Below are 16048 nucleotides of genomic sequence, written 5' to 3' on the forward strand. Positions count from 1 at the left end.
GATTTTGAACGGATGGAGGGAAAAGCTGGAATGAAATCCATTTATTTGATCCGCCATGCCCACTCCGTTTATACTCCCGACGAGCGCAGCCGGCCTTTGTCGGATGCGGGGAAAATGGATGCCGGGCGAGTTGCGGATTTGCTGGAGCATGAAGAGATCGCGGAAATCTGGTCCAGTCCTTATTTGAGGTCTGTCCAGACCGTGGAAAAGCTGGCGGAGCGGATAGGGCAGCCTATCCGGTTGAAGGAGGGCTTCAGGGAACGGCTGCTCTCTGACGTGCCTGTCCGCGATTTCGGAGCTTCCGTGAAGCGGTTATGGGATGAGCCCGAGCATGCCTTCCCTGGAGGGGAATCCAACCGCATGGCGACGCTCCGTGGGATGGAGGCGTTAAGGGGAGTGCTGGAAAGCTCCAGTTCAAACCGCATAGCCGTCGGAACGCATGGCAATATCATGGCGATGATGATGAACGCCTTGGACGGCAGCTGCGGCTACGAGTTCTGGAGAGGGCTGGAGATGCCGGATATCTATAAGCTTTCCTTCGGAACAGAGGGAAGGTATAAGGGAGCCGAGCGCATCTGGAGCCGATAAGCCTCGGGAAGGACAAGCGTTCATCTCTAGTGGATCAGAGAAGAGGATACGGAGCTAATGGAAAAACCCCGCGGGCAGGCTGCCCGCGGGGTTGCTATGGTCCTGGAGGAATCAGTACAGCGTGATTTCCTTGGCCGATTTGAGCTCGTCGAGCTGCGTCATTTGGCCGAGCACGTCTTTCGGAACGCTTTTGTCTACCGTCAGGACCATGATGGCGGCGCCGCCTTCGGCTTGCCGTCCGACCTGCATGGTCGCGATGTTGACTTCGTTCGAGCCGAGCAGCGTTCCGATGCGGCCGATGATTCCCGGACGGTCATGGTGGGAGATCAGCACGAGATGGCCGGATGGAGCGACGTCAACCGGGAAGTTGTCGATCTGCACGATGCGAGGGCCGTATCCGGTCAGCAGCGTACCGGCGACATGGCGGCTTTCGCCGGAGGTGCGCAACGATACGGTGACCAGATTGGTGAAGTCCTTTGCCGCATGGGACTGGTTGATCACGACGTTGACTCCGCGTTCCTTGGCCAGATGCAGGGAGTTGATGATGTTAACCTGATCGCTTCCCAGATGGTGTCCAAGCACGCCTTTGATGATATATCGGGTGAGAGGCTGGGTATCTACTTCGGCAAGATCGCCGGAATAGCCGACCGTAATTTCGGCAACGGGGCCTTCGGCTATCTGCGCGGCCAGCATGCCCAGCTTCTCTCCAAGCTCGAAATACGGCTGCAGCTTGGTCATGACCGCTGCGGCGACCGGAGGCATATTGACCGCATTCACGAACGGCTCGCTGCGGAGAATATGGAGCACCTGCTCCGAGACGTCGATGGCGACGTTCTCCTGGGCTTCGACGGTCGAGGCGCCAAGATGCGGAGTGACGATGATTCTAGGATTGTTCAGGAAAGGATGATCCGCTGCAGGAGGTTCCGATTCAAAGACGTCGAAGGCCGCGCCGGCCACGATGCCTGCGTTCACGGCATCGACGAGAGCGTATTCGTCGACGATGCCGCCGCGGGCGCAGTTGACGATCCGCATGCCCGGCTTCATGACCTTGAACTGCTCCGCTCCGATCATGTGGCGGGTTTCCGGCGTGAGCGGAGTGTGGACGGTCATGAAGTCCGCGCCGCGCACGATATCGTCGACGCTGGCGAGCGTCACGCCGAGCTTGTCCGCCTTCTCTTCCGTGAGGAACGGATCGTATCCGAGAATGTCCATGCCGAACGCCTTGGCGCGCTTGGCCACCTCGCTGCCGATCCGGCCCATGCCGACGACGCCGAGCTTCTTGCCGCGCAGCTCTACCCCCAGGAAGGATTTGCGGTCCCATTCCCCGTTGACGGTCTTGGCATAAGCCTGCGGGATGTGGCGGGCTACAGCCATCATCATGGCGAAGGTATGCTCGCAGGTCGTAATCGTATTGCCGTCCGGCGCGTTGATGACGATAATGCCTTTGCCGGTAGCGGCTGGAAGATCGATGTTGTCCACGCCGACTCCCGCCCGGCCGACGACCTTGAGGGAAGTGCCGGCTTCGAGCACTCTGGCCGTCACTCGCGTCTGGCTGCGGACCAGCAAGGCGTCATATTCGCCGATGATGGCTACAAGCTCGTCCTCGCTGAGGCCGGGCTTCTTGTCCACCGATACGTCGGGAGCATCCATCAGCTGCTGGATGCCCAAATCGCTGATAGGATCGGAAACTAACACTTTGAACATGGGATTGCCTCCTAGCAATGGGGTGTAGGCATACGGCGCTGTGCAGCGCCGCCTTCATGGAGGCGGCAACCGTATGCGCAGGAACATCATGCAGACTATCGTGGTTCAATATAGAAAAAAGCCCGTTCCGACGATGGGAATGCCCAGCCGGGACGGGAATTTCTGGAGAACTGCCGGGCTTGATGGAGACGGCCGGGGATGGAATCGCCTTATGTCCTGTCGTTTGAAACCATATGCTGGTGCTGGCTGACCTCTACTATTCTAAAGCGGTGAAGTCCTAATTGCAATGACAAAACTTGATGGAGGCGCTTTTTTTCGCTATCATTCTTCCTACCAACACTAGGGGGAGGTAGAACATGCCATGTCAGCATTGCAACAGCCTTCCATTAGGGAAATCCAACCCTCGGACCTGCTGGAAAAGGTCCGCTCCGGAGCAGTCCGGATGGATCAGATCATCGATGTGAGAGAAGAGGGCGAGTGGGAATACTACCGTCTGGAAGGCTCCCGTCATATTCCGATGAATTCCATACCGGAGCATCTCCCGGAGCTTGACGCCGAAGAGGAATGGTTCCTCATGTGCGCTCACGGAGTGAGGAGCCTTTATGTCCTGGACTATATGCGCAAGCAGGGATTTTCCAACCTGCTGAACGTAACGGGGGGCATCAGCGCCGCCGCGTCCGAGCTCGGCTTCAGCTATGATTAAGGCCTAATTGTCCGGCGGCAGGAAGAATGGCAGCTGAGGCAGCGTCTCCTTGCCGTACAGGCGGGACTTCATGGTCCAAAAGTCGCCGCCTCTGACTGCTCCCGTGCCGGTTACGACATCGGCAAGCTCATTGATGGATGACGCATGCAAGCGCTGCGATTCGCCGGATTGGAGGAGAGCGTCGACGGATCCCGCAAGATCCTGGGGATAATAGTCGGTCCATTTCCCGCGCTTCTCGAGCAGATCGGCCATCAGCTTGATCTTGACGAGGAGCGGGTAGGAGGTCCAGGCGCTGCTCTGGACCGTGCCGGTCAGGGAGGCTTCGGACGGGACGCTGCCGTCGACGCCGGATGCCCACTTCAGCATGGAGGAATAATAATCCTTCTGGGCGGCCAGGCCTTTTCGGGCAGCATCCTTATAGGACGGCTGCTTGCGGAGGGAGGCGAGGAAGCTGTCCGCCGGCTGGCCTGACGCCGACTTGGCTGCTGCAGCCGAAGCCTGCGAGATGGAATCTAGGCTGGCCAGATAACCGTTTCTTGCGCTGGCCAGAAGACCTGTATCCGGGACGGAGCGCACCGACTCGATCTCCTTGCGCTTCTCGTCCGCGAGATCTCCGAGGTCCTTGAGAAGAGATGACGAGGCCGGTATGTTGCGGGACTCCACTTTCTTCTCCATGGCGAGCCATGCGTTCTGAAATTCACGGTAAGGAGAAAATACGGTATGATAGAACGATACCAGATCTTGCTGGGAGTACGAGGTCTTGGCGGAAGCGGCGGAGGCCAGCAGCTTCTTGGCCTCGTATCTTGATTCCGTGCGGCTTGATCCCACTTGGAAGCCGGCGAAGAATGCGCCGACCGCCGCGACCAGCATGAAGATGAAACCGAGGCTGAAGAGCATTTGATAGCGGCTGAGATGTTTGTCCATTGTTTTCTCCTCGATGATAAAGATTAACGGATTTCGATTCCTTCAAGACAGGCGGGACTACATGAAAAAATTCGACATCCGCAACATTCGCGTCCGGAGCGTTTCGGTAGACGAGCTCGACGACCGGATGCTGCTGCTCAACTTGTACATGACGCAGGCTATTACCCTCATTATCGGCTTGGTCTGGTGTTTTTTTCAGGGCCGCAATCCGATTGCGCTGTTCCGTTGGCCCGACAGCCTCGCCTTTCTATACTGGGGCTTCGGTTTCGCCCTCCTGATTCTCGCGGTAGACCTCTTCATTTCCCGTTGGGTGCCCGAGGAAGCAGCCGATGACGGCGGCGTGAACGAACGCATTTTCCGCAACAGGCCGGTCTGGCATATCGCCCTTTTGTCCCTGGTGGTAGCTATATGCGAGGAGCTTCTGTTCCGGGGCGCGATCCAGCATTCGCTGGGAGCCTATTGGACCAGCATCCTGTTCGCGGCTATCCATGTCCGGTATTTGAAGCATTGGATTCCGACCGCGCTCGTCTTCGGCATCAGTTACGGCCTGGGCTGGATCTATATCCGCACCGGAACGCTCCTTGCTCCGATCGCCGCCCATTTCGCCGTCGACTTCATCATGGGCATGATCATCCGCTACAGGAGGCAGCCATGAGCAGGATCGAGAAATTCGGAAGACGAAGGCTGGAGGAGCAGAAAACGACTTCGGTTGAAGCCGGGACGGAGCTTGAAGGCGACGGTTACCCGCCGAGGCGGGAAAAGCATCCGTCCCTGCAGCCCAAGCTGACGAAGTGGCTTGTCAATACCTTGATGCTGCTGTTCATCGTCCTGGCCTGCACGCTCTTCTTTTGGGGACGCAGCTTGTTCGCCCCGCAAGAAGGCGCCCACGATGCGGCAGAAGCATGGAAAGGAGCATGCCTTTGCGCTTCTACCTGATCCTATTCATTCTCGTCGTCGCTGCATGGCTGGGAGCCATGTTGATCAGACGGATGATGGCCGAAGCGGCAAGCAGCCGGATCGCAGCCGAGACGGTCGCTCTCGAACGGCTTCCCGAGGCGCTGGAGGGGTATCGCATCCTGTATATGAGCGACATCCACAGGCGCAGTCTCAATGAAGATGTCCTCCGTCAAGCACGCGACAGTGGAGGGGCCGACCTCGTGCTGATCGGCGGCGACATGAGGGAGAAAGGCGTTCCGCTCGATAGAGTGGAGGACAACATGCGTTTGCTGGCTCGGATAGCTCCCGTTTACGCGGTGTTCGGCAATCACGATCATGACGAGGATATCGATTCCTTGGCAAAGCTTTTGGAACGCTGCGGAGTCACCGTGCTCGTGAATCGTTATGTATGGGTTCAAGACGGGGCGGCGGCCCCGTTCAAGCTGGCCGGAGTCGATGATCCCCGCTTGGGCAAGGACCGTCTCCAGGCTGCTCTTGGAACGCCGCTTGAAACAGCGGAAGTCAAAGCGGACAGCTGGCCTGATGATCCATTTACGATTTTGCTTGCCCACGATCCCATCATCGCGCATCGCAACCCTTCTATTGAAGCCGATCTCGTTCTTTCCGGACATACGCACGGCGGGCAGATCATCCTTCCATTAATCGGTCCGGCGATGAGAACGGCCAGCGTAAGAAGGTTTCGGTCCGGATGGTTCGACCTTGCGGGCTGGTGTGGAAAAGGCCAAGACAAAAACGGACCCGAAAGGGTCCGCATGCTGGTCAGTCCTGGATACGGCACGTCAAAAGCACCGATACGCTGGAATTGTCCGCCTGTCATCCATCTGCTGTCGCTGACCCGCAGCAATCAGCCTTGCGGCAAGTCGATGTAGGCAGGGTCGATAAAGCCGTAGCCTTTTTCCTCGAGCTTCGTCAGTAGGCTGTCAAGGGCTTCCTTCGTCCACGGAAGCTCATGCATCAGAATGTTGGCTCCGGGATGAAGCTGCTCCAGCACGTTTTTGATGACCAGCTGGGGATCTTTCTTCGTCGCCTTCAGATCCCAGTCAAGGGAACCGTTCGACCAGGTCATGTACAGCATGCCGTCTTCCTTGGCGACTTCCTTGCCGACATCTCCGCCGGTTCCGAATGGTGGCCGGAAAAATTGCGGCCGTTTTCCGGTCAGCTCCTCAACCAGATCCGACACATCGCCGAGCTGCTTCTGCACCTCGGCCTTGCTTTTTTTATGGAGATCGATATGGTCCCAGGAATGGTTGCCGATCGTCTGGCCGCGTTCGTCGATCAGCTTCAGCAGCTCGGGATTTTCCTTCACCCTGTACCCGTTGACGAAAAAGATCGCCTTGGCGCCGTGTTTGTCCAGCGTGTCGAGCATGGAGGTCAGCTCTTCCTTTTCCTTCGGCCCGTCGTCGAATGTGAGCAGGACGGCCTTGTTCGACATTTCCGGATCGACGGGGGAGAAGCGGAACGTTTTCGAGCTCATTTTGAACATGGCTTCGGCCTCCTGCGGGGTTGCGGACGGCTGCGGCGAAGGTGACGACGATATGGACGGCGAAGGCGATGACGCCGACGGCGCAGGAGAGGACGATGCGGAAGGAGGCGAGGAGGGGGCAGGAGTTCCGGATGCGCTGGCGCCGTCCGTCTTCCCTCCGCAGCCGGAAAGCAGGACAGCTGCCGCGGCAGCAAGTCCGATGGTCTGGAGTGCATAAGATTTCATGTACGTTTCAACCTCCACAAGCAAAGCTGTATTCATGGGGATCCTTCAGTCCCGACACCGGGAAATACGATCCAAGACATCCATTTTATCATATTAAACCTTGCTTCGCTTACCCAATCGGAATGGATGATAAGGAGTCGGCCGGGCATACTACTCCTATCATGAACAGCCGGGTATCGGCGCTTAGGAGGCAGATGAAATGAAACTGGGAGGATTTATTGCCGGAAGTTTGATTGGAGCGGCGGCAGCCCTGTATGTGGCCCGCAAAAGGCCGGGGGCGGCAGCGGCAGCGTCGGGCATTGCCGGAAAGCTGTGGTCCAAGGCCGCCGGGAGAGCGATGTCTGGGATGATCCGGAACAAAAGCGGCGCGACGCCGCGCCGCAGCCCGGTGAGATCCTCGTCGGGGAATGGCTCCAGCCGGGTCGCGGACAGCGGTTCTTGGGAGCGGATCGCTGCGCTCGTGAACAGCGATCCGGAGGTCAAAAAGGAATCGGAAAAGATCATCGCAGAAGCTTCATCGTCCCCGGCAACCCATTGAATCTTCCGGCCGCTTCCCTCTATGGGGAGGCGGCTGTTTTTTTGACCTGCTCGTGCATTCCTTCTTCATAGATGTTAATATAGATATATGGCACGTATGCCGCACATTATGGCTTGCGCTTCATACGCTGTTATATCCGATGCTGCAGAGGAGGATCCTGTCATGAAGATCGAACGGTTGGGGCAAGACAAAATTCGCATTTTTCTGACGTTCGACGACCTGCTGGAGCGCGGGATCCAGAAGGACGACATGTGGCGCGAGATACCGAAAGTGCATGAGCTGTTCAGCGAAATGATGGACCAGGCCTATTCGGAACTCGGCTTCGATGCGAACGGACCGCTTGCGGTCGAAGTCATCGCGATGCCGGCTCAAGGCATGGTGGTGATCGTCACCCGCGGCAAGATGAATGCAAGCTCGGACGCGGGACGTGCCGACGAGGACGATGCGGACGAGGATATGTACGAGATGGAAGTGACGCTCGAATCCAGCGATACGATCATGTACATGTTCAAGGATTTCGAGGATGTCATCTCCGCAGCCAAGCAGCTCTCGGCCTCGGAACTGACGGAAGAAGGAAGACTGTACGCATACAACGGACGCTGGATCCTCGCTTTCGATACCGCTTCGGCGGAACCGGCGGGACAGAATGCAATGATTGCCATTCTGGCGGAGTTTGGAGACGCGACCTCGGTAACCTATGCGGTTTTGGAGGAGTACGGCAAGATTGTCATGCCGGCCGATGCGGTTCGCGGGCTTTGCCTTCATTTTAAATCTTAGTCCCAGTTGCCAAGAGCATTCGCGATTCATCGGGAATGCTCTTCTTTTGTGCTGAACGGGACTGAACCTATACTTTCATCAAAACGAAGGAGGCACGGGATCCCTTGCTGCTTTTCTCGATATTGACGGCCGCAGTGGCTCCGGGCATCTCGCTGCTCACCTATTTGTACCTGAAGGACCGCTACGACAGCGAGCCCATCCATCTTGTCTTCAAGCTGTTCCTCACCGGCATGCTGGTCGTCGTGCCGATCATGGTCATCCAAAGAGGACTGGAGCTCTGGCTTGGAAGCCATCCGCTTCTATTCTCCTTCGCCTTCTCTGGAGGCGTCGAGGAGATCTTCAAATGGTTCGTCCTTTACCATATCATCTACAATCACATGGAATTCGACGAGCCGTATGACGGCATCGTATATGCGGCCAGCGTCTCCCTCGGCTTCGCCACCCTGGAGAACATCATGTACGCCGTATTCTATCCTTCTACTTTCGGAACGATGATGCTGAGGGCGCTGCTGCCCGTGTCGGGACATGCCTTGTTCGGCATCATGATGGGCTACTATTTCGGCAAGGCGAAATTCGCTCCCAAGCGCCATATCCGCAGGTTCCTGCTGCTTTCTTTGCTTCTGCCTGTCTTGTGGCACGGCTTGTACGACTGGATCCTCACATCGACAGCGAGGGAATGGGCTTGGATCATCGTGCCATTCATGGCGGTGTTGTGGATCTGGGGCCTCCGGAAGATCGGCAGGGCCAATTCCCGCTCTCCGTTTCGGATCGTGGGCAGGGAAGAAGAGGTTAAGCTTTGATCGTTCCGTCCATACTTGCTTGTAGAGACAGTCGCTCAACGCGGGAGGACGCAAGCATATGGATGAGGCAAGAGTGAAGATCAGCATTCGCTGCCGGCTTTGCGGGGAGAAGTTCGTTCTTCGCGGCCGCAGGGACCAAGGCCGTGTCGATACCGGCTTCAAGCAGTGCCTGTGCAGCAATACCGATGATTTCGAAATCGAAGAGCTGCCGGTATAAAGTCATAGCCGCGTGCATAAAGCTCCTTTACTTCAACCAAACTAACACCAGGTTTGGCATAAGAAAGGAGCTTTTGCCGTATGTACCAACGTTTAAGCCGTGTGCTTTTCCCCGTTATGACGCTGCTTTTTGTCGGCGCGATCTATTGGGGCTACCAGGAGCATCAAGAGAAGAATTCGGTCTTGATCAAGGCGGAGAACCAGTATCAGAAAGCATTCCATGAACTGAGCTATCATGTGGACCAGCTCCATCACCAGCTCGGCAGCACGCTGGCCGTCAATGCCGCCTCCCAGGGCTACCAGCGCAAAAGCCTCGTCAATGTGTGGAGATTGACCAGCCAGGCGCAGAGCGAGATCAACCAGCTGCCTGTCAGGATGATTCCTTTCCATAAAACCGAGGACTTCCTGTCGCATATTTCGAATTTCGCCTACAAGACATCCATGCGGGATTTGACGAAGCAGCCGCTGAGCGACGGCGAGATGAGCACGATGAAAACCTTGTATGCAAAATCGGCCGAGATCGCCCAGGAGCTTGGAAAGGTGCAGGATAAAGTGCTGCAAAACAAGCTGCGTTGGATGGATGTCGAAATAGCGATGGCCGCCGACAAGCAGAAATCCGGCAACTTCATCGTCGACGGATTCAAGGGCGTCGATTCCCGGATGGACAAAATGGCCTCGATCGATTGGGGACCGACGGTAAACGGCTTGTATGAGAAGAGATCCGTCAGCATGCTGAGCGGCAAGCCTGTTACGGCCGAGGAGATCAAGTCCAAGGCGGCCAAGTTCCTCGGCATGTCTTCGACGGAAGGCATCCGGGTCGTCGAGAACGGCAAAGACACCAACTATAAGACCTTCTCTGCCGTCGTCAAGGAAAAGGGAACGGGCAAGAACATTTCGATGGACTTTACTTCCCGCGGAGGCGACCTGATCTGGTTCGTCCATCCCCGCGATGTGGCCGACAAGACGATTGGCATGAAGGAAGCCCGCGCCAAGGCCGACGAATTCCTGGACAAGCAAGGCTACAAGAAAATGACGCCCGTAACCTACGACGAATATGCCAAGGAAGCGGTATTCACCTATGTAGGAAGCGACAACGGCGTGCTGATCTATCCGGACAAGCTCAGCGTGAAGGTCGCGATGGACAAAGGCGATGTCATCGGGCTGCAAGCCAGCGACTATGTCTTCGCGCACAAGGAGCGCAAGCTCGGCAAGCCGGCGATGACGGAGGCCAAGGTGCGCGGCGGCTTGAGCGAGGCGATGAAGAAGTCGCCAGCCAAGCTTGCCCTGATCAAGAACGACGACAACCAGGAAGTGCTGTGCTATGAATTCAAAGGCGAGAGCAACGGCACCAAATACCGCATCTATCTGAATGCGGACACCGGGCTCGAGGAAGCGGTGGAGGAACTGCCGGGAGAGAGCCGCTCCTAGATCGCCGACCAGGCAAAAAAGCCCATTTTTCGATATGGCTCCCCATCATCCGACATGCTATAATCATGGCATTACGGGAGGGGGAGCCTATTTTGCTGCCTAGGGTAAACGAAAATCTATACATTCAAGTGGCTTCTTCCGATGAAGAAGAAGCTCAGATGGTCTTCAAGTCCCGGATCGCGGACGAGGATGCCGAGGCCATATACATTGAAGTTCCGCTTCATGAGCCCAGCCGCAAGCTGAAAAAGCTGTACATCGGGGACGAGCTTTCAGCCCATATCGTCAGCTCGGAAGGCATCAAGCATTATTTCAACTCCCATGTTCTCGGCTTCCGGGAAGACGTCATCCGTCTGGTTCGGATCCGCAAGGCCGATCCCGACAGCATGACGAAAATCCAGAGGCGCAGCTTCCTGCGAGTGCCGGCCGATCTGGAGCTTGCGGTGTCCATCCGCGGACGCATCCGGTTCGTGGCGATGACGGACGATATCGGCGGCGGCGGCATATCGTTCCTCTGCGATCAGGCAAAGCCGGTCGAACAAGGAATGGAGCTGGAGTGCTGGCTGCTCGTGCCTTACAAGAACGGGACGCTCGAGCATGCCTTCTTCAAGGGCGAGGTTGTCCGTGTCGACATGACGGATACGGGCAAGAAGCAGGCGATGCTCAAATTTACGACGATTTCGGAGCCGGACCGGCAAAGAATCATCCGTTTCTGCTTCGAACGGCAATTGGAATTCCGGAAGTAATCTTGTTCTCGAGCGTACATAACCTAGTTTTTAATGGGCAACATAGGCCTATATTCCTGCGATTGGAAGGGATGGGCTGATGAGAAGGATGGAGGACAAGGTCACCTGGGGGCTTGCCGCCTGCTTTCTTCTTCTGTTCGCCGCTTTGCTGGCCGTACAGGCTGTGGCATGCATGCATCGCGACCGGGGGGATATCGTCAGCCGCCGCAACCAGGAGGGGGAGAAATTCCGATAGACGGTTACTGTTTTGCATCCAACAGTCGACTGTGATATAATTATTTGGCAGGCACAGCCTGCTTTTTTTCTGATTTTGAAGAAGAAATTCTCATGGACATCGCTTGGAGGAACGCCCTTTGAGTACCCATCACGACGGGGTAGGCGAGCGCATCAACATTGCGATCGACGGACCCGCCGGTGCCGGCAAGAGCACCGTAGCCCGGAGCGTTGCCGAGGCATTAGGCTATATTTATATCGATACTGGCGCCATGTACCGCGCAGTTACATGGAGCGCGCGTTCCGCCGGCATCGACATCGGCGACGACGGCGCGCTGGCGGAACATGCGGAGGGACTGGATATTTCCTTGGCTCCGGGACCCGACGGCCAGATCGTCTTGCTGAACGGAGAGGATATCACAGCCTTGATCCGCTCCCGGGACATCAATCTGAACGTTTCCCAAGTCGCGGCCAACGATCGGGTCCGGATGCTGCTGGCGGACAAGCAGCGCAAGCTGGCGGACGGCAAGGGCGTCGTCATGGACGGCCGGGACATCGGCTCGCATGTACTGCCGGATGCCGAGCTCAAGATCTACCTGACGGCCAGCGTCGAGGAAAGGGCGCTCAGAAGGTTCCGCGAGACGGATCCCGATTCGGGGCTGACGCTTCAACAGCTGGAGAAGGAGATCGAGGAGAGGGACCGCAAGGACATGCAGCGCGCCGTGTCGCCTTTGATCCGTACGCCGGATCATATTCTGGTGGATACGACCGGCATTCCTGCCAGCGGGGTCATCGACACGATCGCATCGCTCAGCCGCAAAAAACTGGCGGAGGCGAACTTGCCATGATCTACATCTTTTGCCGCGCTGTCCTGAGAGGCGCCTATGGCTTGCTGTTCCGTCTCGAAGCCAGAGGACTGGAGAACATACCGGCCGCAGGGCCAGTCATTCTCTGCTCCAACCACATCAGCAATTTCGATCCGCCGACCGTCGGCATCAAGCTCAGCCGCAAGGTCCACTACATGGCGAAGGCCGAGCTGTTCAACGTGCCGCTGTTCGGCCCCTTGATCAGGGCTCTGGGCGCATTCCCCGTCAAGCGCGGCGGAGTGAGCAAGGACTCCATCAAGACGGCGATAGCTCTTCTCAAGGAAGGCAATGTCATGGGCATCTTTCCCGAAGGAAGCCGCAACAGCGGAGGCGACGCAGCCAAGAAAGGCGCGGCCATGATCGCCATGCGCAGCGGAGCGGTCGTCATACCGGTCGCCATTTCGGGGTCCTACAAGCTGTTCCGCAAGACCGTCGTCTCCTACGGCAAGCCCGTGGACTTATCCGAATTCATGTCTTCATCCGGAGATGCGCTGGAACAGGTGACAAGAGCCATCATGAAGCGAATCGAAGAACTGCGCAAGCAAGCGTAAGCATGTTTTATTCCCTTGTTCCTGTCAGGGTAGGGATTCATCGGGAGCCCAAGTTTCCGCCCTTCCGTTTCAATGGTACAATATGGGTTTAAATAAAGTTGGGGTATGAACTGAGGAGGTTATTTCAATGTCAGAAGAAACAAAGATCCAGGACTCTGTCCAAGAATCTCAGCAAGGTCTTAGCCAAGATGAGCTTGAGAACATCGTTTCCCTCAAAAAGGGCGACATCGTGACCGGCACGATTGTGAAAGTTGAAGACAACCAGGCAACCGTAAGCCTAGGTTATAAATATGACGGTGTGGTTCCACTGCGCGAGCTCAGCTCCGTACAGCTGGACAGCGCCAATGACGCGGTGAAGCTCGGCGAGGAAATCACGCTGAAGGTCATCACGATCGACGACGAGAAGGAGAAGCTCGTTCTCTCCAAGAAAGCCGTCGATGGCGAAAAGGCTTGGGATTCCCTGCAAGCCCAATTCGAAGCCGGCGAAGTTCTTGAAGTTACCGTGGCCGATGTCGTCAAAGGCGGTCTCGTCGTTGACGTAGGCGTGCGCGGCTTCATTCCGGCTTCCATGGTCGAGCGTCATTTCGTCGAGGACTTCAAAGACTACAAGGGCCGTACCCTGAATGTCAAAATCAAAGAAATCGACCGCGAAAACAATAAAATCATCCTCTCCGCGAAAGATGTTCTGGAGCAGGAATTCGAGAAGAACAAGCAAAGCGTCATTTCCGGCCTCGAAGTCGGCCAAGAGCTTGACGGAACGGTTCAACGCCTGACTCCGTTCGGCGCATTCGTCGATATCGGCGGCGTAGACGGCCTTGTTCACGTTTCCGAAATGTCCTGGCAGCATGTTGCGCATCCGAAGGATGTCGTAACGGAAGGCCAATCCGTCCGCGTCAAAGTCCTCAAGCTGGACCCTAACGCAGGCAAAATCAGCCTCAGCATCAAAGCTGCCCAACCGGGACCATGGGAATCCGTAAGCGGCCAATTCAAAACGGGCGACATCGTAACGGGTACCGTTCGCCGCCTTGTAACCTTCGGAGCTTTCGTTGAAATCGCTCCTGGAGTGGAAGGCCTCGTTCATATTTCCCAAATCGCTCACCGCCACGTGGCGACTCCTCAGGAAGTGCTCAAGGAAGGCCAAGAAGTTCAAGCCAAAATCCTTGACTTCAACCCGTCCGAGAAGCGCGTAAGCCTGAGCATCAAAGAAACGGAAGAGGCTCCGGAGCAAGCTCCGCGCGCCGAGCGTCCTCAGCGCGAGCGTTCCGACCGCGGCGGATTCAAGGAGAAGATCGACAACCCGAACGTCTCCCTGAGCAACCAAAGCATGAGCTTCAACCTTGGCGAGCGCTTCGGCGACAAGCTGAGCAAATTCAAGTGATTCAAGACGGTGCAGCCCCGCGCTTATGATGCGGGGGCCGCATCGGCTCGACAGCCTTTCCGATTCAGGTCGGAAAGGCTTTTTTATTTGCTTTCGCTCCGCGATTCAAACCTTGGCACTTCGCGCATAATACGCGGAGGAGGTGCAGGCAATGAGTGGAATGGAAGAAGGATTTCTGGCATTGGAGCTCGCGGCTGTCTGGCTGATTCTGCTTGCGACCGGCTGGAACATGGAAGCGGCAGGAGGATTGAGATGGAAGACGGCGATGGCAGGCATCGTCGGCATGATCATACTGTCGCGGGTCGAGCTTGATCTGCCGTGGGGTCTGAAGGCAAGCGCATCGGCAGCCGCCTTGCTGCTGGCATGTCTTGCTGTCTGGATGTCGGGAGTGCGGCGCGGAGACCGCTTCTATACGGCGGGCTGCGCCTTGCTTCTGGGGCTGCTTATGGCATGGATGAACACGCTGTATGCTTCAAGCCCGCTGCTGACCGTCGTGAGGGCGGGCTGGGACATTCCGATCTTATGCGGCATGCTCGCTGCCCTCCTCTCTCTGCGGGCGGCCAACCAATTTGTCATTATCGCCGCGGGATATTGGATTGCATCGGTTTTTCCCGCATGGCTTCCCTCATCCCTTGGTGCCGCGTCCGCCATCGGCAAGGCAGGCTGGTGGGACGGCTTTGCCGCAGCCGCAGCGTCATGCCGTCTTCTGACGGTTGTCATTTCCGCGGCCGCGTCCGGATTCTCCCGCTTATTCATGCAGCGAATGGATAACAGGGAAGGGGATATCTGAGGATGGATGACGTGTCGATCTACTTGCATGAACATCGCATGGTCGTCGGCGTAATGGCCGGCATCGCCTTTGGATTGCTGGCACGGATCCTGCTGCTGCGCACGGATTACAGGCAGTATCCCACTTACCCGCACGGCCAGATCATCCATATCTCGCTCGGAGTGATCGCCTCGGCGCTTGGGGCGGTCGCCGTTCCGGCACTCTACCAGAAAAACCTGACGGCCTTGACGTTCCTGACGGTCGCCGCCCAGCAATTCCGCGAGGTGCGCAATATGGAAAGGGAGACGCTGAGCAAAATGGATTCCATGGAAATCGTCTCGAGAGGGACTTCGTACATCGAAGGGATCGCCATGGTCTTCGAAGGGCGCAATTATCTGGTCATCATGGCGGCCATGGCCGCCAGCCTGTTCGCCGTCGCTTTCAATCTCTGGATCGGGATAGCGGGAGGATTGCTGTCCTTGATCGTCGTATGGAAATTGAAATCGGGTAAATCGCTCTCTGCCATCGCGGACATTATTCCCGGCGAGGTCAGAATCGAAGGCCCGGATCTGTATGTCGACAACATCTACATTATGAATGTCGGCCTGCAAAGCAACCGGGACATCATCGCGAAGCATGGCCTTGGACTCATCGTCAAGCCCCGCAGCGCCAACGGCCGGGTCACATTGTCTAATCTTGGACAGAGGCAGGCGCTCCTCTATGATCTGTCCACGATTCTAGGCCTGCACAGCGACGAAGGGGAGCCGGCCTTGGTCCCGATGGCCAAGCTGGACCTGGACAGCGGCTGCCTTGGCGTCTTCATTATTCCGCATGAGCGCGATCTGTCCAAAGCGTGCGAAATCGCCAGGCGTGTCCCGCTGCTGGAGATGGCGGTTCGAATGCCGTCCAAAGCGGGAGTCAATCAGGGGGAGGGCGGATCGAATGGCTAGCATCGTTGCCATTGTCAGCACCAGCCATGACTCTGTAGCTGGCGGAGCGCCGATTTTTATTGAGAAAGATGTTGAAAAAGCCCAGGAGACGGCATTTTTCCTGGAGAAGATCATGGACGCGACCGCGCATGATCTGAAAAACGGATCGTTCATCCTGGTGGACAGAAGCCGGTAGGCGAACCCTGCGTTTCCATAGGAAACCATTGAAAAGTTAGCCAACGAGGCTGTTTTTTGC

22 protein-coding genes are annotated in these 16048 nt (G+C 56.8%); 19 read left to right on the forward strand and 3 right to left on the reverse strand.

Features of this window, described 5'->3' with window-relative positions:
- The first annotated feature begins 30 nt into the window (after window positions 1–30).
- Window positions 31–588 carry a histidine phosphatase family protein gene (locus AC06G8_RS09565; RefSeq protein ID WP_447661803.1) on the forward strand — a complete coding sequence of 186 codons (558 nt, stop codon included), beginning with the start codon at window positions 31–33 and terminating at the stop codon, window positions 586–588.
- A gap of 111 nt (window positions 589–699) precedes the next feature.
- On the opposite strand, the gene serA is transcribed toward AC06G8_RS09565, so the two are convergent.
- A complete protein-coding gene (gene serA / locus AC06G8_RS09570; protein WP_447661802.1) occupies window positions 700–2292 on the reverse strand; it encodes a phosphoglycerate dehydrogenase in 1593 nt (530 codons plus the stop codon).
- A 361-nt stretch (window positions 2293–2653) separates the two neighbouring features.
- On the opposite strand from serA, the gene AC06G8_RS09575 reads away from it, so the two are divergent.
- Complete coding sequence (locus AC06G8_RS09575) at window positions 2654–2995, forward strand: rhodanese-like domain-containing protein (protein ID WP_447661801.1); 342 nt, start codon at window positions 2654–2656, stop codon at window positions 2993–2995.
- Window positions 2996–2998: 3 nt separating this feature from the next.
- Here the strand turns inward: AC06G8_RS09575 and AC06G8_RS09580 are convergent, their stop codons facing one another.
- On the reverse strand, window positions 2999–3919 hold the full coding sequence (locus tag AC06G8_RS09580; protein ID WP_447661800.1) for a hypothetical protein: 921 nt from the start codon (window positions 3917–3919) through the stop codon (window positions 2999–3001).
- Window positions 3920–3980: 61 nt separating this feature from the next.
- Here AC06G8_RS09580 and AC06G8_RS09585 point away from each other — a divergent pair, with 61 nt between their 5' ends.
- From AC06G8_RS09585 to AC06G8_RS09595, 3 genes are read left to right on the forward strand one after another with little or no spacing between them, the layout of a single operon-like run.
- Window positions 3981–4574 (forward strand): CPBP family intramembrane glutamic endopeptidase, encoded by a 594-nt coding sequence (locus AC06G8_RS09585; protein ID WP_480285137.1) that lies wholly within the window; start codon window positions 3981–3983, stop codon window positions 4572–4574.
- On the forward strand, window positions 4571–4855 hold the full coding sequence (locus tag AC06G8_RS09590; protein WP_447661798.1) for a hypothetical protein: 285 nt from the start codon (window positions 4571–4573) through the stop codon (window positions 4853–4855). The genes AC06G8_RS09585 and AC06G8_RS09590 overlap by 4 nt, the downstream gene beginning before the upstream one ends.
- Window positions 4840–5745: a metallophosphoesterase gene (locus AC06G8_RS09595; protein WP_480285138.1), complete on the forward strand. Its 906-nt coding sequence runs from the start codon at window positions 4840–4842 to the stop codon at window positions 5743–5745. The genes AC06G8_RS09590 and AC06G8_RS09595 overlap by 16 nt, the downstream gene beginning before the upstream one ends.
- Here AC06G8_RS09595 and AC06G8_RS09600 read toward each other — a convergent pair.
- Entirely contained in the window at window positions 5721–6359 is a 639-nt protein-coding gene (locus AC06G8_RS09600; protein ID WP_447661796.1) for a polysaccharide deacetylase family protein, read from the reverse strand. The genes AC06G8_RS09595 and AC06G8_RS09600 overlap by 25 nt on opposite strands.
- On the opposite strand from AC06G8_RS09600, the gene AC06G8_RS09605 reads away from it, so the two are divergent.
- The 14 genes from AC06G8_RS09605 to AC06G8_RS09670 all read left to right on the forward strand — a co-directional run bounded on the left by AC06G8_RS09605 (window position 6358) and on the right by AC06G8_RS09670 (window position 15988).
- The gene (locus AC06G8_RS09605; RefSeq protein WP_480285139.1) at window positions 6358–6576 is read left to right on the forward strand and encodes a hypothetical protein; all 219 of its coding nucleotides are present in this window, start codon (window positions 6358–6360) and stop codon (window positions 6574–6576) included. The two genes, AC06G8_RS09600 and AC06G8_RS09605, sit on opposite strands and share 2 nt — an antisense overlap.
- 207 nt (window positions 6577–6783) lie before the next feature.
- Window positions 6784–7122 carry a hypothetical protein gene (locus AC06G8_RS09610; RefSeq protein ID WP_447661794.1) on the forward strand — a complete coding sequence of 113 codons (339 nt, stop codon included), beginning with the start codon at window positions 6784–6786 and terminating at the stop codon, window positions 7120–7122.
- A 162-nt stretch (window positions 7123–7284) separates the two neighbouring features.
- The gene (locus tag AC06G8_RS09615; RefSeq protein ID WP_447661793.1) at window positions 7285–7899 is read left to right on the forward strand and encodes a genetic competence negative regulator; all 615 of its coding nucleotides are present in this window, start codon (window positions 7285–7287) and stop codon (window positions 7897–7899) included.
- 104 nt (window positions 7900–8003) lie between these two features.
- A complete protein-coding gene (prsW, locus tag AC06G8_RS09620; RefSeq protein WP_447661792.1) occupies window positions 8004–8699 on the forward strand; it encodes a glutamic-type intramembrane protease PrsW in 696 nt (231 codons plus the stop codon).
- A 58-nt stretch (window positions 8700–8757) separates the two neighbouring features.
- The gene (locus AC06G8_RS09625) at window positions 8758–8916 is read left to right on the forward strand and encodes a hypothetical protein (protein WP_021878400.1); all 159 of its coding nucleotides are present in this window, start codon (window positions 8758–8760) and stop codon (window positions 8914–8916) included.
- Between the two features lie 80 nt (window positions 8917–8996).
- Complete coding sequence (ypeB, locus tag AC06G8_RS09630) at window positions 8997–10343, forward strand: germination protein YpeB (RefSeq protein ID WP_447661791.1); 1347 nt, start codon at window positions 8997–8999, stop codon at window positions 10341–10343.
- A 92-nt stretch (window positions 10344–10435) separates the two neighbouring features.
- On the forward strand, window positions 10436–11086 hold the full coding sequence (locus AC06G8_RS09635; RefSeq protein ID WP_480285140.1) for a flagellar brake protein: 651 nt from the start codon (window positions 10436–10438) through the stop codon (window positions 11084–11086).
- Window positions 11087–11165: 79 nt separating this feature from the next.
- A complete protein-coding gene (locus AC06G8_RS09640; RefSeq protein ID WP_480285141.1) occupies window positions 11166–11321 on the forward strand; it encodes a hypothetical protein in 156 nt (51 codons plus the stop codon).
- A 118-nt stretch (window positions 11322–11439) separates the two neighbouring features.
- Entirely contained in the window at window positions 11440–12147 is a 708-nt protein-coding gene (gene cmk, locus AC06G8_RS09645) for a (d)CMP kinase (RefSeq protein WP_480285142.1), read from the forward strand.
- The gene (locus tag AC06G8_RS09650; protein ID WP_480285143.1) at window positions 12144–12716 is read left to right on the forward strand and encodes a lysophospholipid acyltransferase family protein; all 573 of its coding nucleotides are present in this window, start codon (window positions 12144–12146) and stop codon (window positions 12714–12716) included. Before cmk ends, AC06G8_RS09650 begins: the two co-directional genes overlap by 4 nt.
- Before the next feature lie 127 nt (window positions 12717–12843).
- On the forward strand, window positions 12844–14094 hold the full coding sequence (rpsA, locus tag AC06G8_RS09655) for a 30S ribosomal protein S1 (protein WP_447661786.1): 1251 nt from the start codon (window positions 12844–12846) through the stop codon (window positions 14092–14094).
- A gap of 151 nt (window positions 14095–14245) precedes the next feature.
- Entirely contained in the window at window positions 14246–14884 is a 639-nt protein-coding gene (locus AC06G8_RS09660; RefSeq protein ID WP_480285144.1) for a YphA family membrane protein, read from the forward strand.
- Window positions 14885–14886: 2 nt separating this feature from the next.
- Window positions 14887–15813 (forward strand): YIEGIA family protein, encoded by a 927-nt coding sequence (locus tag AC06G8_RS09665; protein ID WP_447661784.1) that lies wholly within the window; start codon window positions 14887–14889, stop codon window positions 15811–15813.
- Window positions 15806–15988 carry a capping complex subunit for YIEGIA gene (locus AC06G8_RS09670; RefSeq protein ID WP_447661783.1) on the forward strand — a complete coding sequence of 61 codons (183 nt, stop codon included), beginning with the start codon at window positions 15806–15808 and terminating at the stop codon, window positions 15986–15988. The genes AC06G8_RS09665 and AC06G8_RS09670 overlap by 8 nt, the downstream gene beginning before the upstream one ends.
- The last annotated feature ends 60 nt before the right edge of the window (window positions 15989–16048 follow it).

The sequence above is a fragment of the Paenibacillus sp. SJS-P3 genome (assembly GCF_056711585.1).

Bases quoted from the DNA above. Each gene is read 5' to 3' on its own strand.
- ypeB (WP_447661791.1), top strand. From the start codon at position 8,997: ATGTACCAACGTTTAAGCCGTGTGCTTTTCCCCGTTATGACGCTGCTT.
- AC06G8_RS09605 (WP_480285139.1), top strand. From the start codon at position 6,358: ATGGCTTCGGCCTCCTGCGGGGTTGCGGACGGCTGCGGCGAAGGTGAC.
- AC06G8_RS09575 (WP_447661801.1), top strand. From the start codon at position 2,654: ATGTCAGCATTGCAACAGCCTTCCATTAGGGAAATCCAACCCTCGGAC.
- AC06G8_RS09660 (WP_480285144.1), top strand. From the start codon at position 14,246: ATGAGTGGAATGGAAGAAGGATTTCTGGCATTGGAGCTCGCGGCTGTC.
- rpsA (WP_447661786.1), top strand. From the start codon at position 12,844: ATGTCAGAAGAAACAAAGATCCAGGACTCTGTCCAAGAATCTCAGCAA.
- AC06G8_RS09650 (WP_480285143.1), top strand. From the start codon at position 12,144: ATGATCTACATCTTTTGCCGCGCTGTCCTGAGAGGCGCCTATGGCTTG.
- AC06G8_RS09585 (WP_480285137.1), top strand. From the start codon at position 3,981: ATGAAAAAATTCGACATCCGCAACATTCGCGTCCGGAGCGTTTCGGTA.
- AC06G8_RS09625 (WP_021878400.1), top strand. From the start codon at position 8,758: ATGGATGAGGCAAGAGTGAAGATCAGCATTCGCTGCCGGCTTTGCGGG.
- AC06G8_RS09615 (WP_447661793.1), top strand. From the start codon at position 7,285: ATGAAGATCGAACGGTTGGGGCAAGACAAAATTCGCATTTTTCTGACG.
- AC06G8_RS09580 (WP_447661800.1), bottom strand. From the start codon at position 3,919: ATGGACAAACATCTCAGCCGCTATCAAATGCTCTTCAGCCTCGGTTTC.
- AC06G8_RS09600 (WP_447661796.1), bottom strand. From the start codon at position 6,359: ATGTTCAAAATGAGCTCGAAAACGTTCCGCTTCTCCCCCGTCGATCCG.
- AC06G8_RS09610 (WP_447661794.1), top strand. From the start codon at position 6,784: ATGAAACTGGGAGGATTTATTGCCGGAAGTTTGATTGGAGCGGCGGCA.
- AC06G8_RS09640 (WP_480285141.1), top strand. From the start codon at position 11,166: ATGAGAAGGATGGAGGACAAGGTCACCTGGGGGCTTGCCGCCTGCTTT.
- serA (WP_447661802.1), bottom strand. From the start codon at position 2,292: ATGTTCAAAGTGTTAGTTTCCGATCCTATCAGCGATTTGGGCATCCAG.
- AC06G8_RS09670 (WP_447661783.1), top strand. From the start codon at position 15,806: ATGGCTAGCATCGTTGCCATTGTCAGCACCAGCCATGACTCTGTAGCT.
- AC06G8_RS09590 (WP_447661798.1), top strand. From the start codon at position 4,571: ATGAGCAGGATCGAGAAATTCGGAAGACGAAGGCTGGAGGAGCAGAAA.
- AC06G8_RS09565 (WP_447661803.1), top strand. From the start codon at position 31: ATGAAATCCATTTATTTGATCCGCCATGCCCACTCCGTTTATACTCCC.
- AC06G8_RS09665 (WP_447661784.1), top strand. From the start codon at position 14,887: ATGGATGACGTGTCGATCTACTTGCATGAACATCGCATGGTCGTCGGC.